Here is a 15,213-nt window from a genome sequence, read left to right as displayed (position 1 = left end):
GAAGAGAATTAGCCCCAAGCACCGCCTTCGACGCTAATTTACCGCACTTGGCACGCCATTCTTGACCGCATTTAGGACATCTGCGACATCATCAGCAACAAAGTCTGGTTTAGCATTGGCAATGGGCTCACCGTGGTTATAGCCATAGGTCAAACCAAATGCCAAGCAACCTGCATTGCGCGCAGCCAAAATGTCATTTTGTGAATCGCCAACCATCAACACTTCACTTGGTGACACTTGCTCTTGCTCCATTAACCAATTCAGTGCCACTGGATCCGGTTTTTTGTTAGGAAACGCATCGCCACCTAATACATGCTTGAAGTACTTTTCAAGCTGATGCTGCTCTAGCAACTCAGGAACAAATTTAGACGGTTTATTGGTCAGCAAAGCCACGGTATACCCGCTCGCTACCAGAGTATCCAATGTACTATGAACATTGGCATATAAATGACTCAGCTTATGGCCACTTGCTTGATAGAAATCATCAAACAATACGCGTGCTTTCTCGCGCACCTCAGCCGATAATTCTGGGTTAACGTTAACACTCTGACTCAATGAGCGAGCAATAAGCACATCCGCGCCGTTGCCAACATAATCACGAACTTGCTCTTCGGTGACGCTTGGATAGCCCAACGCCTGCACTGCTTGATCAGCGGCAAGGGCAAGATCAGGCACACTATCGAGTAGCGTACCATCGAGATCAAAAACGACTAATTTGATAGACTGCATTCATTAATTCTCTTACTTCTTTACTTTCGCAAGTTCTGCGCGCATTTCATCAATGACCTCTTTGTAATCAGGGCGATTGAAAATCGCGGAACCTGCCACAAACATATCCGCACCCGCTTCTGCGATTTCACGAATGTTATCTACTTTAACACCACCATCAATTTCAAGACGGATATCACGACCAGACGCATCAATTAGGCGACGAACCGCGCGCAGTTTATCAAGTGTTGAAGGAATAAAAGATTGACCACCGAAGCCAGGGTTCACTGACATCAACAAAATCATATCGACTTTATCAAGAATGTAATCAAGACAAGTTAATGGAGTGGCAGGGTTAAGGACTACGCCCGCTTTACAGCCATGTTCTTTGATAAGCTGCAGCGTACGATCAACATGCTCTGTCGCTTCAACGTGGAACGTAATCATCGACGCGCCCGCTTTAGCGAACTCTGGCACTAGACTATCAACAGGTTTCACCATCAAATGCACATCGATAGGCGCGGTAATACCGTAGTCGCGCAGCGCTTTACAGATAGGCGCACCAAAACTGAGGTTAGGTACGTAGTGGTTATCCATCACATCAAAGTGGACAACATCAGCGCCAGCGGCAAGGACTTTCTCTACGTCTTCACCAAGACGAGCAAAATCAGCGGATAAAATAGATGGCGCAATTAGAAAATCTGTCATACCTGACCTCAATAGAATGGATTAGCGAGCAATAATTGCGCGCAATTCTACCGAAGCCAGTGGCTAAATCCTAGCGCTTATCCAAATCAGACATCACTTTTGCTGCATTGTCGGCTTTAGACTCAACTGTACTTTTCGCTTCTGGTTGGACTTTGGCTTCAAATAACGCCAGCAGTTCATCCACTTTGTTACGTCCAGAGCCATTGCGACTGATGGTGCGTTTCACTTTCACCACATTCAACTGTGCACCATGATAAAGGCGGCGCGTGAGCGTAGTATCGTGATTAGAAATCAACACCGGGATGTGTCGGTCAAATGCCGTATGTTCAGCAATATCCGCGAGAGCCGCTTGGTCATCCAATGAAAAACCGTTCCCCGCATACGAGGTAAAGTTGGCGGTATTCGACAGCGGTGCATAAGGTGGATCGCAATACACCACGCTGCCTTTACGGGCACGGCGAAAGGTTTCAGGATAGCCTTCACAGACAAACGTAGCCTTCTTGGCTTTTTCCGCAAAGAAAATCAGTTCCTTTTCAGGGAAGTAAGGCTTTTTATAAGAACCAAACGGGACATTGAATCCCCCCTTTTTGTTATAACGACATAAGCCATTAAAACCGAAGCGGTTCATGTACAAAAAGGCAACCGAACGAAACAGCACATCATCACTTTGATTGAAATCAGCGCGAACCCCAAGATACACCTCTTTTTGGTTGTGCTCAGGCGTGAAGAAGCGTTTCGCCTCTTCAATGTACTTTTCTGGCTCTGTTTTAAGCAAATTGTAGAGATTAATTAAATCTGGATTAATGTCGGCAAGTAGATATTGATCGTAGTCCGTATTCAAAAAAACCGAACCGGCGCCAACAAAAGGCTCCACCAACTTTCTTGCGTCTGGCAAATGCTTTTGAATATCTTCGACTAAGCCATATTTTCCACCAGCCCACTTTAGAAAGGCGCGTTGCTTTTTCATTGCTTGCTCTATTTACTGCCACCCAAAATTTAAGGGAGGGGAATATATCATAATTCAATCTGTTATGTTGACCTTTCTCGCATCAACACTCGCTTTGGTTCACTACGGTTTTTAGTCTTGCCAGCGATCAATTTCACGATGAACTTGGCTTAACGATTTCGCCCAGGCGCCTAATGAACGCAACTCTTTAGGTAACGCTTCCGCCGCATCACGAGCCGCCTGAATACTGGCGTATTGATCGTAAGTCACGATATACCACTTTTCATCATTACGGATCGTCGGGTAAACACGTACTGGTTTATCAAAAGTATGCTTATTCAGGAACTGTTGTACATCATCAAGATGCGTCATCGCAGAAATCTGTAGCGTATACGTATTGGCCGCCATCGCTTTGAGCTCATCGCGGGCAAACGAAAAAGTAATGGGTGTTTGCAATACTGGAGAACTCTCTACATCCACCACGGTATTTTGTGGTAACACCACCGCTTGAATTTCTGCGGCATTTGCCACGGCTACTGCGGTATTATCCTCCAACAAAGCATCAACGACGTCAGAAGTAATCACCACTCGCTCTCCCGTTTCAGACACACCAACACTGGCTGTCTCGGAAGTCACTTGTGGAGGTAACGCCATAGAGTCATCCGTTGTCGCTTCTACGGCTGGCATTTCTTGATTGGCATTGGCAATTTGCTCTGCTGATGACGCATCTACTTTGGGCTCAGTCGCGGAGTTCTCTGTCTCTTCCACGGTAACCGTCGGTTGTGCATCATCCGCCGTATCTGGCGACGTCAATAAGCTGCGATAGCCCATAAAAATTATAATCATCAATACCACAACCAACGCGGCAATCTTAGTCGGCGAGCCAACCAGCGAACGAATTATCACTTTCTTTTCCATTGTTTGCTCCCCGAGCGCCAATATATTCCCTGGAATGGGCTTCGTCTTAGTAAACGCAGTTTTGATTCTTTTTTCAACACTTTCATCAAGGTAGCGTAGTACTAATGTCTCAAAAAACTGTGTCGCTTCCGAATTAGAGAGTTCATCCACTTCGAGTTCAATAGGTTTAATATCCAAACCATGGCTAAGACGGGCCACGCGGTTATGTGTGGCATGGCTGGTACTAAAAACCACAACACTCACATTTTGCTGAGTCACACTATGGGTGGCGAGCACCAATAACCAAAGTTCAGCCAATAAAGCCTGAGACAAATGCTGCGCTTCGTCGACAACGATGACAATATCGCACGCCTCACCGTCTAAAATACGCTCAATGCTGTCCTGCAGTGTATCTGTTTCGCTGTAAAGCGTATGAGGAAAAAGTTGGCGGAGAATATTACCGCGAATCACCTGATCATCTTGATGAGGAAAGCAGGTCACCAATGACTGATTCTTACCGTGCGCCCATGATTCCAAGTAACGATGAGCCAACCAAGTTTTTCCTATGCCGACTTCACCAATAATCGAGACAAAATTAGACGAAAACTGAGTTAACAGCTGCAGTCTTTCCAGTAAATGGGTTTGAGAGTCCAACTCCATCACCCGCATTTCATAAGATAAACTCATTGGCGATCACTCTTAGCCTACAAAGCCAATAGCGGCAGACACCGCTGGCCTTAAAACAAATAACCTAAAAAACAGATGGCTTTAAACCGCTTTAAAATTCACGGCTCTCAATATCAAAGTTACTCACCTTTGTATCAGAGGCGAAAAACTTGATGAGTTTAAGATCTAAAAAAGGCCCCAAATAGGAGCCTTTTGTCGACAAATACCGCGCGCTAATCTAATGAATAAGATTAGATGCGACAGAGATCAATCGCTTTTTCAATCAACTCATTGGGTACATCAGAGACCACTTGCGCATCACCTATCGTCGTTGGTAACACCAAACGCAATTGACCGGACAATACTTTTTTATCTCGCATCATATGACTCATGAAATCATCAAATGTCATAGAATCTGGCGTATGAACGGGCAAGTTCGCTCGCTTGAGTATGGCAATAATACGCGCAACTTGCTCTGCAGAAATATCTCCCAGCAAATGAGCGGTATGAGCAGCCATTACTGTGCCCGATGATACTGCTTCTCCGTGTAGCCATTTACCATACCCCAGTTCAGTTTCAATGGCATGACCAAATGTATGACCTAGGTTCAATAACGCTCGAATACCCGACTCTTTTTCGTCTTGCGCCACGACTTCCGCCTTAATGGCGCAACAACGTGCAATCGCGTAGGTCAACGCTGTTTGATCCAGTTGGTACAGACTATCTAAATTCGCTTCAAGCCAATCAAAAAAGTCCGCATCATAGATAATCCCATACTTAATCACTTCCGCCATTCCCGCCGCAAACTCTCTCTCGGGTAGCGTTTTTAAGCAATCAATATCAATAATCACCGACTGAGGCTGATAAAAAGCCCCAATCATGTTTTTACCTAAACTATGATTAACAGCGGTTTTCCCACCCACAGATGAGTCTACTTGAGAAAGCAATGTGGTAGGAATTTGAATAAAATCAACACCGCGCTGATAGCACGCCGCAGAAAATCCAACAAGATCGCCAATCACACCACCGCCTAACGCGACAACCACAACATCTCGGCCATAATTGCCAGACAGTAGGTGCGTCATGATGGTATTAAAGGTATCGAGGGTTTTATACTGTTCACCATCTGGAAGCTCTAACAAAGAGGTTTTACAACCTTTGTTATCCAGTTGAGACAGAATGGATTGGCTATAAAGAGGGGAAACCGTGGTATTGGTAATCAGTACCACCGATTTTCCATCTGGAATTTGAGAAAATTGCGCCGAGTCATTAAATAACCCGGCACCAATTGAAATAGGGTAGCTACGCTCACCAAGATTAACCGTAATCCGTTCCATGGTTTGCTCTCCGTTGAAAGAAGGTTGTAATTAACCTTCTTCTAGCATTTTTACGATTTGGTTGGCTACCACTTTTGCACTTTGATCATCAGTGCGAACAGTGTAGTCGGCCACATCTTTATACAAGTTGTTGCGTTCATCCGCTAGCGATTCCAATACTTCGCGCGGATCATCCGTTTGCAGTAATGGGCGCTTTTTATCGCGGTTTGTGCGAGCAAGCTGTTTCTCAATTGTGGTTTCTAGATATACAACGATTCCGCGTGCAGAGAGACGGTTACGGTTTTCTTTACTCTTAACCGAACCACCACCAGTTGCAAGGACAATGCCTTGCTCCTCTGTCAGATCATTAATCACTGACTCTTCGCGTTTGCGGAAGCCTTCTTCGCCCTCGACGTCAAACACCCAAGAGATGTCTGCACCAGTGCGTTCTTCAATAACGGTATCAGAATCAACAAACTCCATATGAAGTTGTTGAGCTAGGTGTCTACCGATAGTGCTTTTGCCGGCGCCCATAGGGCCAACAAGGAAAATATTACGTTTTTCAGCCATGTTTAGCAGTAATTTACAACGTTAATTCAATGACATCGCCACAAGAAAATACCGAAAAAAAAGCATCGGGAAAAGGGCTTGTGACACCGATTCCTCACAGACAAGACGTGATAAGACCCGAAATTATCAAGGTAAGGTGACCCGAATGCAACTTTATTTTTCACTATTTTCAATAAGCCCTATATTTACAACAACTTAGTTAACTATTATTTCCGGTGTCACAAAGATTAGTAATTCACTTTTCCCTACTTTTTCATAGGTTCGCCTAAATAACGCCCCCAAACCGGGAATATCCCCTAACAACGGCACTTTATCCACGCTATTGGTAATACTATGTTGAAAGATCCCCCCTAATACGACCGTTTCTCCATTGTTCACCAGAACTTGTGTTCCTATTCTTTGCGTATCAATCGCAACGGCTTCCCCTTCCTCTGTTTTTACCACTTGGCTAGGTCTGTCTTGAGTCACATGAAGATCCAACACTAAACGATTATCTGGGGTAATTTGTGGCGTCACGGTGAGCGATAATACCGCTTTCTTAAACTCAACGGATGTCGCCCCGCTTGAGGCTGCTTTTAGATAAGGTATTTCTGTCCCCTGTTCAATGTAAGCCGACTTCTTATTCGTGGTGATCAGCCTTGGGCTAGAAATAATTTCTGCTTTGGATTCTTGCTGCAGCGCAGATAACTCCAGATCAAGTAAGACGTTCGAACCCAGACTCGCTACTTGAAACGCCAGTCGCGCTGCACTGTCGGATGTCGCCCCTAAGTTAACATTAAGGAAGTCGTCAACAAACGCATCGCCATCTTCTTGATCATACAGTCCTATCGTGCCTAGATTATTTTCAATCGAACCACCAATCGTGGTATCGCCACTCACCTTGGTGACCCCCCAGCGAATGCCAAGTTCATCCATGTTGCCCTCATTGATGGTGACAATCCGAGCCTCAATTTGAACTTGCTTTACTGGTACATCTAAGGAAGCGATTATTTCACGGATCACCGCGATATTGTCTGGCAGTTCGCGGATCAGCAATGAATTGGTTCGCTCATCAATCGCAATTGAGCCGCGCTCCGATAACATGCTCACCTCCCCTTCACCGCCCAGCATTGCTGCAACATCTGAAGCCTTAGCGTAGCTAATTTTAATAATTTCCGATCTAAGTTGCCCAATCTGTTCCGTGAGCAGACTTTTCTCTAACGCCATTTTTTCCTGCTGATCAAGCTCCGCCTTAGGCGCGACAAGCACCACGTTGCCATTTACCCGCTTATCTAGCCCTTTCACACGCAAAATAATGTCTAACACCTCGGTCCATGGCACATCATCCAACCTAAGAGTGAGGTTGCCTTGAACACTATCTGACACCACAAGATTGAAATCATTGTAGTCCGCGAGCAACTGCAACACGTTCCTAACCGGGATGTCTTGAAAATTAATAGACGTCAATTTTCCTTGATGGGCGAGCAGCCATTTTTTCTCATCGGTTTTCTCTTTGGACAACGGCAACAACGTCACTCTTAACTGCTTGTTATTTATTTCGTATGAGTAGTCCACATTGTTTTTGGTTTCCACCAACAGCTTAACATCTGGCGTATCATCAAACAGTTCTAACTGGTTCACTTCACTAGCAAAATCTTTGACATCGATAATAGACAATTGCTCAGGGCGTATCTTGGTCTGCTTCAAGACAATGCTTATCCCATTGGCCATCGTTTCCACATCAACCACACTGCCAACTTCAGCTAAATTAACAATCACTACCCCTTGCTTTAACTCATTGAGTTCAAACGAAACCCCTTTAATGGCGTTCATGGGTTCCGCGGCTAAGTTTTCCCCCGCCCACCACAGGGTCACCATCATCAATAGCCCTTTGAATACATTGCTCACATCCCTTGGCATTACCACTTCTCCATTAATTCAACGCGAGCTTAACTTGCCTTTGAAACCAACAGCCTAAACCGTCTGATAAGGTTTCATTGACAATAAGGCTATCTGGGGTCACTTGTTTTATTTGACCATTATTTTCACCAATATATTGCCCAGCACTCACCTTAACCAGTTGGCGATTAGGAAGTTGCAATAGACCCGTTAACCCTTTCCCTTTACTCATCACCCCTTTGAGTCTCAGCTCCGTTAAACGATATTGCTCTAAGTTACCTTTGCCCCTTGCTTTGGGTTGCCAACAAGCTTGATTATTGGCGGGTCTTTGAGCTTGAGCTAACTTAGGCAAATCAAAAGGCGTACCGTTCTTAGAGTACGTAAACGGTACGGCATTAAATGAATAACGAGGCTGAAGCTGCGCCACTTCAATGACAATCTCCGCCTCCGTTTTTGCAACAAAATCCGTTAAAGAGTCATCATTGGCCTGACACCCTACTAAACCAACAGAAAGTAGCATCCAACGACTAGCCTCCATGCCCTTGCTCCTGATTTTGTTCGCCCTGTTTAAACTGATAGGTGTAAGCCCTCACACGAAAGTGCAGCGTACTACTCTCTTGACTCACCCTTTGCCACTCCGCATTTTCAAGCAATATAATTCGCGGTAACTGGGCAATAGCCTGCACGTAATCGCCAATATTGTTGTAACTGCCAGTCAATTCGATATCGAGGGGCAGCTTCAATAAAAAATCCTGAGCAACGCGCTTCCCCCAATCAATTCGAGTAAAGGTTAAATCATTATTCAACCCTTCTTCATTCATCGCTGCCAATAAGCTGGCTAACTCTTTTTGTTCTGGCAATTGCTGCAGTAAGAAATCATAGTGACTATTAAGCTCATTGAGTTGCGCTTGCATCAGCGGCAGTAACGCGGCTTTTTTAGCTACCCGACTTAGTGTTTGTTTCAGCACTTGCTCTTGTTGCTTATGATGTTCCAGTTCATCTAAAGCTGGCTTTACGACAAAAAACGCGCCTGCAACGAGTAGTAATAACAGTAGTAACAAAGCGACTAGCATTTGTGGGACCCAAGGCCAATCCGGCATTTCATCAAGATCTAAGTCCGCAAGGCTCATTTTAGGCGCTCCCCATCTATCCTAGGATCCGCCGAGGTGCTATCCATTAGTGAATTCGAGTTGAATTGAAAAGAGATATTGAAAGATTGGTAGCTTTGTCCAAAACGTTGGTTGCCATGGACAATCGAATGCATGTCGACATTTTGTAGTAGAGCAGAGGTCTCAAATCGCTCCAGCATTTGAGCGAGCTTAGCCGTACTACTGCTAATACCGCTTAACTTAAAATTCGTCCCTTCCATGCGAACTTTGTCCACATAAACACCACTGGGAACTAAAGTCGGTAACGCATTCATCACTAATGTGGTTTTATTGCGCTGTATTTGCAGCATTTCCACGTAACCAAGGCGCTGCTCCAATGCAGCATGGAATTGAGTCACTTTCACCAATGACGCTATGTCTTTTTGATAGCCCGTCACCTTTTGCTGAAGATAACGCTGCCTCGCCTGCTGCTCCTCTATTTGCATCGACACGAACCACATAGCCGTTTGCACAGTCGCAGCAGCAATGACCACCGCTGCAATGAGTACAACAACAAAACGTTGGCGATGTTGATGGCGCCTTTTTTCGCGCCAAGGTAGTAGGTTAACCATCTCCACCTAATGCGCCTCCATCCACTGACTAGCGTTATAGGCCACACCTAATGCCACCGCAAACGAGCTGCTTAACAGTGTCGCTTCCTTGCTGCTCACCGCCACAGCGTTGTGCAAGGGTAAAGCTCTAGCTGGCATGCCCAACTTACGTTTAATAAAGTCCATAAGTTGTGGCGAGTTAGCGTGCCCACCACACACCAATAAACCTTCCAAAGCCAGGCCACCCTGCACAGAACGATACAACTGTATTTGTGACATCACTTTGCTGGCTACCTGATCAAATGCCTGCTCTGCTTCGCTTTTTTGATTCACTCCCCTCGCTTGCTGGTCATGCTGATGGGTGCCGTCATAAAGCCATTGCTTTGCCATATCTAACGGCATATTTTTCGGTGGACATAGTGCGGCTTGCTGGCTCCCTAAATCCAATATCCCCCAGCTATCAAATACACCTTGATTGTGACTCAACATGGTCTGTAGCCCACGAAGTGCGTTGATATTAGTGTCCATATACTGCGGTTCATAACCCAGCTTCTTAATGGTCTGACTCCAATTATCAACAATAGACTGCTTAACCACATGCACTCGATATGCTTCGGCTTGTCCTTCAGATATTGGTGATGCCTTATAAAAATCGAGAGCCAACTCTTCTAGCGGATAAGGGGTTTGGTGGCTCATGGCTTGAAACACAGCAAACTCTTGTTCACGCCCTTTCAATCCCCTTTCCACTGAAATGATTTTGCTGATTGCTGCGCTATCTGGAATGACGATCGCCGCTTTTTTCCGAAAGATAGGTGGCAGTTTCTTAAAGTTTTTTAGATTCTTTACAGTTTCTTGATGCTTTAATGTATGAGAATCGGAGAAAATAGCGTCAGAGCCTGTTAATTCAAGGTGGTTAATGACGGTCAACGTGGCGCCATCAACCATCAGCACAACGGCTTTGGCGCTGTAACGTCCAATATCAATGCCCGTAATCCATTTCTTAGTCATAAGAAATAACCTCAACAAATACAATAACCATGTGAAAAGGTTGAGATTGACGCCCAAATAAGCGTTAATTAACCCTATAGGTAGTTTTTTGGACTAGAGTACAAGTAACTGCCTACCCATAACCTTAATCAATCAGGGAATCTCCGGTGAAGTTCATAAAGAGACTGTTGGTATTTGCATTTATTTGCATACTCTTTGGAGTGAGTACAATTTTTGGGTTTTACTACTACGTAAAACCAGAACTGCCTGACGTCGCAACACTGAAAGACGTTCAGCTCCAAACCCCAATGCAGGTATATAGCCAAGACGGGAAGTTGATCGCACAATTTGGCGAAAAACGACGCATCCCTCTTTCCTATGACGAAATCCCGCAGGATTTAATCCATGCATTAATCGCAACGGAAGACAGTCGTTACTACGACCACTTTGGCTTTGATCCTATTGGTATCACTCGAGCCGCAGTGGCCGTTATTGCTTCTGGTAGCGCGTCACAGGGCGCGAGTACTATTACTCAACAGCTAGCCCGTAACTTCTTCTTGTCTAATGAGAAGAAAATCATGCGGAAAGTGAAAGAAATCTTCATTGCCGTGCATATTGAGCAGCTACTAAGCAAGCAAGAGATCATGGAGCTATACGTTAACAAGATATTTCTTGGCTACCGCTCCTACGGGTTTGGCGCTGCAGCTCAAGCGTATTTTGGCCGTGATCTTGATCAGTTGACGCTAAGTGAAATTGCTGTGCTCGCCGGACTGCCCAAGGCGCCGTCAACCATGAACCCAATCTACTCGATCGAGCGCGCCACTCATCGTCGAAATGTAGTACTTGCTCGAATGCTAAGTGAAAAGTACATCACTCAAGCACAGTTCAATGAAGCCCGAGAAGAGCCGATTATTTCGCAGTACCATGGTGCTGAAATCGAACTAAGAGCGCCGTACGTCGCTGAAATCGCTCGAGCATGGATGGTCAATCGTTACAGTGAGGATGCCTACGAATCCGGTATGCGCATCACTATGACGGTAGATTCTAAATTGCAAAAAGCCGCGCACACTGCTGCCATCAACAACCTTTTAGCCTACGATGAACGACACGGCTATCGCGGTGCAGAAAAAGTAGTTTGGAAAGCGAACCAGCCAGCGATGTCAACTGAAGACATGACAAAGTACCTACGCAAACAACCAATTTATGGTGAACTGCGTCCTGCCATTGTCACTGCAGTTAACGCCAAATCTATTAAGGTTTGGGTGAAGGGTTACCAAGAGCAAACCATAGATTGGGATAACATCAAATGGGCTCGTAAGTTCAGAACCGATGACCGCCAAGGTGCCGCACCGAAATCAGCAGGTGACGTAACCGCAGTCGGCGAACAAATCTGGGTACGCGCAAGCCACATTGATACTCTTGAAGACGTCACGGATGTTGAACCAACAGAAAACGCAGAAGTGGCTCCAGAAAAAGCCATCGTATGGCGTTTAAGTCAGGTGCCCAATGCCAACACTGCATTTGTCGCAATCAATCCAGAAAATGGCGCGGTCCTTTCGCTAGTGGGCGGTTTCAACTTTGTTCACAGCAAGTTTAACCGTGCGACACAGTCTGTCCGTCAGGTCGGCTCTAGTATCAAACCATTTATCTACGCTGCGGCGCTTGATAAAGGCATGACACTGGCAAGCTTGGTGAATGACGCACCGATTAACAAATGGGACAAGAGCGCAGGCACAGCTTGGCGTCCAAAAAATTCACCTCCAACTTATACTGGCCCTACTCGACTTCGCATCGGCCTAGCTCAGTCTAAAAACGTTATGGCTGTCCGTGTACTGCGTGAGGTCGGACTGGATGATACACGTGAGTACTTAACGCGTTTCGGGTTTGATAAAACCAAGGTGCCACGTTCAGAGACGATCGCACTGGGCGCGGGAAGCTTAACGCCCATTCAAATGGCACAAGGTTTCTCGGTCTTTGCTAATGGGGGGTACTATGTTGAACCTTACTACATCAGCCGAGTAGAAGACCCATTTGGTAAGGTTGAGTATGAAGCGCATCCGAATGTCATTTGCCAAACTGGCTGTTCACAAGTGCCAACACCCGAGACATTCACATCAAATAGCGATGACATTGCTCCGAGTATTGAAGAAGCGACGAATGCAACAGCGCTTGAGCCAATCGACATGGCCAGCTTCAATGAGGAAGATGTTGATACAAACGAGCCTAATTACGCGCCACAGGTTCTCTCTGAGCAAACGGCATTCCTCACTCGTGAAATGATGTATAGCAACATTTGGGGCGGTGGAAACTGGCGTGATGGTACTGGTTGGAACGGCACGGGTTGGCGAGCTCAAGTGTTAAAACGTCGCGATATTGGTGGAAAAACAGGGACGACAAACGACTCAAAAGATGCGTGGTACAACGGTTATGGACCAGGCATTGTGGCGACTGCTTGGGTTGGTTTTGATGATCACCAAAGAAAGCTCGGCCGAACCACAACCAACAGTAATTTAGGCAAAGAGCAAATCACAGGTGCGGAAGCAGGAGCAAAAACGGCGCAACCGGCATGGGTCGATTTCATGCGTATTGCACTGGATGACAAACCACAAGCTTCCAAAGCTATCCCTAATGGGATATCTCGAGTGCGTATCGACCGTGACTCAGGATTGCTATCAAACAAAACCGATTCATCGTCTATGTTTGAGTACTTTGAGATTGGCACTGAACCAAAAGAATACGTTCAAGAAAGTCTCACGGATACTTTGTATTCCAGTGATTCCTCGGAAGGGGAAAGCCTGTTTTAGCGATGATGTATTTCATCAAACACCACCAAAACTAATCTTTGGCAAGTAATCATTAAAGCCCTCTTTCAGAGGGCTTTTTTTGTACTATGCCGTATTAGTGCACCATCCAGAATTAGTGCACTATGCCGAATGAGCGCACCAAGCAAAGTTAGTCTGACGTGCTGAATCAGACCAGCTATAAATAACTGGCGATCGCCGCCGCTATTTTTTCGAATCGAACTCGTAGCGGTGAGCCCGGACGATAGGCTAACACCAAACTTCTTGAAGGCGTTGGGTTGACCGCTCTGACATAGCACACCCCATCCTTCTCACGCTCTTTAGGCAATGAAAGGTCAGGAAGCAAGGTAATGCCAGCTCCAGCTGCCACCATGTTTCTAAGCGTTTCTAAGCTGGTCGCTTTAAACCGTTCATCATCCTTTGCTCCCGCCGCAAAGCAAAAACCAAGAGCATGATCTCGCAGGCAATGTCCATCTCCTAACGCCAATACGGTACGCCCTTCAAGCTCATGCATATCAACTTCAAGCTGATCGGCCCATTCATGGCCGCAAGGTACCGCGACGCTCAGTGGCTCGTTATACACTTCAATTTCTTTAAAGTGCGCCGTTTCAGCAACTGATGCTAAAACGAGGCAGTCAAGCTTACCTTCTTCTAACTGTCTAACCAGTTGATGAGTCTGCGCCTCATGAAGAAAAAGCTCGAGATCCGGATAGGCCTCTTTGAGTTTTGGCACAATTTTCGGCAATAAATAGGGCCCAACTGTAGGAATAAATCCAATATGCATCGGTCCCGTCATTTCACCGCTTTGGCCAGCAGCCATCTCTTTAAAGGTTTTGACTTCCTTCAATATACGCTTAGCTTGCTCGACTAGCTGCAAACCAGAATCGGTGAACAACACACGCCGACTACTGCGCTCTAACAATGACGTACCAATTTCATCTTCCAGTTTGCGTATCTGCCCACTTAATGTAGGCTGACTAACAAAGCACGCCTCTGCGGCTTTTCGAAAATGCTTATGCTCAGCTAGCGCGACTAAGTACTCAAAGTCTCGAATATTCATTGCGATCCCAGATAGAAAATAACTATCGATACCATAACAACAAACGATTGGAACTATCAACGTGTTTTTTTGATAATGATCCCAACGAAACAGAGCAGTACAAGCTAAGCTCACTACGAATTATTAATCAGTTTCAATTTGCGAATTTTTAAGGACATCATTATGTTTGCATCAAAAGAAGGTCAAGCGGTTCCACAAGTTACCTTTCCAACTCGCCAGGGCGATGCATGGGTTAACGTGACAAGCGATGAACTGTTTAAAGACAAAACCGTGATTGTATTCAGCCTACCGGGCGCATTCACGCCGACATGTTCATCAAGCCACCTGCCTCGCTACAACGAACTATTTTCAGTGTTTAAAGAACATGGCGTAGATGAAATCGTCTGTGTCTCTGTCAATGACACCTTCGTGATGAATGCATGGAAAGCAGACCAAGAAGCGGAAAACATCACCTTTATCCCAGACGGCAACGGCGACTTTACCGACGGCATGGGTATGTTAGTTGAGAAAAATGACATTGGATTTGGCAAACGCTCATGGCGCTATAGCATGCTGGTTAAAAACGGCGTAGTAGAAAAAATGTTCATCGAACCAAATGAGCCAGGCGACCCGTTCAAAGTGTCAGATGCGGATACAATGCTTAAGTACATCGCACCAGATCACAAGACACAACAGTCCATTACTGTTTTCTCTAAACCAGGTTGCCCATTTTGCATGAAAGCGAAACAAAACTTGATTGATAACAACCTGCAATACGAAGAAATTGTATTGGGTAAAGATGCAACAACGGTTACCTTACGCGCCGTAAGTGGTCGCACTACCGTACCGCAAGTGTTTATTGGTGGTAAGCACATTGGTGGAAGCGAAGAGCTAGAAGCCTATTTAGGCTAGTGACTTTGCTTATCGAGTGGATAGCGCCTCATTTCTAGAACGCTAAAAAGAAAAAAGCCCCAAAGTCAAATCTGACTTGGGGCCTT

Annotated in this window: 14 protein-coding genes; 2 read left to right on the top strand and 12 right to left on the bottom strand. The window is 45.6% G+C overall.

What is annotated here, in order from left to right; genetic code table 11:
- Nucleotides 1-33 precede the first annotated feature (33 nt).
- The 11 genes from L4D05_RS20345 to pilM all read right to left on the bottom strand — a co-directional run bounded on the left by L4D05_RS20345 (nucleotide 34) and on the right by pilM (nucleotide 10,396).
- Nucleotides 34-729: a phosphoglycolate phosphatase gene (locus L4D05_RS20345; RefSeq protein ID WP_428795126.1), complete on the bottom strand. Its 696-nt coding sequence runs from the start codon at nucleotides 727-729 to the stop codon at nucleotides 34-36.
- 12 nt (nucleotides 730-741) lie between these two features.
- The gene (gene rpe, locus L4D05_RS20340) at nucleotides 742-1,416 is read right to left on the bottom strand and encodes a ribulose-phosphate 3-epimerase (protein ID WP_428754016.1); all 675 of its coding nucleotides are present in this window, start codon (nucleotides 1,414-1,416) and stop codon (nucleotides 742-744) included.
- Between the two features lie 70 nt (nucleotides 1,417-1,486).
- Nucleotides 1,487-2,383 (bottom strand): Dam family site-specific DNA-(adenine-N6)-methyltransferase, encoded by an 897-nt coding sequence (locus L4D05_RS20335; protein WP_428754014.1) that lies wholly within the window; start codon nucleotides 2,381-2,383, stop codon nucleotides 1,487-1,489.
- A 111-nt stretch (nucleotides 2,384-2,494) separates the two neighbouring features.
- Nucleotides 2,495-3,946, bottom strand: a complete 1,452-nt coding sequence (locus L4D05_RS20330) for an AAA family ATPase (RefSeq protein WP_428795125.1) — start codon at nucleotides 3,944-3,946, stop codon at nucleotides 2,495-2,497.
- Between the two features lie 230 nt (nucleotides 3,947-4,176).
- Nucleotides 4,177-5,262: a 3-dehydroquinate synthase gene (gene aroB / locus L4D05_RS20325; protein WP_428795124.1), complete on the bottom strand. Its 1,086-nt coding sequence runs from the start codon at nucleotides 5,260-5,262 to the stop codon at nucleotides 4,177-4,179.
- Between the two features lie 30 nt (nucleotides 5,263-5,292).
- Entirely contained in the window at nucleotides 5,293-5,811 is a 519-nt protein-coding gene (aroK, locus tag L4D05_RS20320; protein ID WP_428754010.1) for a shikimate kinase AroK, read from the bottom strand.
- 195 nt (nucleotides 5,812-6,006) lie between these two features.
- On the bottom strand, nucleotides 6,007-7,710 hold the full coding sequence (locus L4D05_RS20315) for a type IV pilus secretin PilQ (RefSeq protein WP_428795123.1): 1,704 nt from the start codon (nucleotides 7,708-7,710) through the stop codon (nucleotides 6,007-6,009).
- 13 nt (nucleotides 7,711-7,723) lie between these two features.
- Nucleotides 7,724-8,227: a pilus assembly protein PilP gene (locus L4D05_RS20310; RefSeq protein ID WP_428795122.1), complete on the bottom strand. Its 504-nt coding sequence runs from the start codon at nucleotides 8,225-8,227 to the stop codon at nucleotides 7,724-7,726.
- Nucleotides 8,217-8,819 (bottom strand): type IV pilus inner membrane component PilO, encoded by a 603-nt coding sequence (locus L4D05_RS20305; protein WP_428795121.1) that lies wholly within the window; start codon nucleotides 8,817-8,819, stop codon nucleotides 8,217-8,219. The genes L4D05_RS20310 and L4D05_RS20305 overlap by 11 nt, the downstream gene beginning before the upstream one ends.
- The gene (locus L4D05_RS20300) at nucleotides 8,816-9,409 is read right to left on the bottom strand and encodes a PilN domain-containing protein (protein ID WP_428795149.1); all 594 of its coding nucleotides are present in this window, start codon (nucleotides 9,407-9,409) and stop codon (nucleotides 8,816-8,818) included. The genes L4D05_RS20305 and L4D05_RS20300 overlap by 4 nt, the downstream gene beginning before the upstream one ends.
- 6 nt (nucleotides 9,410-9,415) lie before the next feature.
- The gene (gene pilM / locus L4D05_RS20295; RefSeq protein WP_428795120.1) at nucleotides 9,416-10,396 is read right to left on the bottom strand and encodes a pilus assembly protein PilM; all 981 of its coding nucleotides are present in this window, start codon (nucleotides 10,394-10,396) and stop codon (nucleotides 9,416-9,418) included.
- 146 nt (nucleotides 10,397-10,542) lie between these two features.
- Between pilM and L4D05_RS20290 the strand changes: the two genes are divergently transcribed.
- Nucleotides 10,543-13,179 (top strand): penicillin-binding protein 1A, encoded by a 2,637-nt coding sequence (locus tag L4D05_RS20290; RefSeq protein ID WP_428795119.1) that lies wholly within the window; start codon nucleotides 10,543-10,545, stop codon nucleotides 13,177-13,179.
- Nucleotides 13,180-13,354: 175 nt separating this feature from the next.
- Here L4D05_RS20290 and oxyR read toward each other — a convergent pair whose 3' ends face one another.
- A complete protein-coding gene (gene oxyR / locus L4D05_RS20285) occupies nucleotides 13,355-14,236 on the bottom strand; it encodes a DNA-binding transcriptional regulator OxyR (protein WP_265676741.1) in 882 nt (293 codons plus the stop codon).
- Between the two features lie 162 nt (nucleotides 14,237-14,398).
- On the opposite strand from oxyR, the gene L4D05_RS20280 reads away from it, so the two are divergent.
- Nucleotides 14,399-15,127: a glutathione peroxidase gene (locus L4D05_RS20280; protein WP_428795118.1), complete on the top strand. Its 729-nt coding sequence runs from the start codon at nucleotides 14,399-14,401 to the stop codon at nucleotides 15,125-15,127.
- The last annotated feature ends 86 nt before the right edge of the window (nucleotides 15,128-15,213 follow it).

It is taken from the genome of Vibrio nomapromontoriensis, assembly GCF_050337205.1.
Classification (GTDB): domain Bacteria; phylum Pseudomonadota; class Gammaproteobacteria; order Enterobacterales; family Vibrionaceae; genus Vibrio; species Vibrio nomapromontoriensis.
Note: the sequence above shows the minus strand (reverse complement) of the source record. Positions and strands in the feature narration are given on the sequence as shown.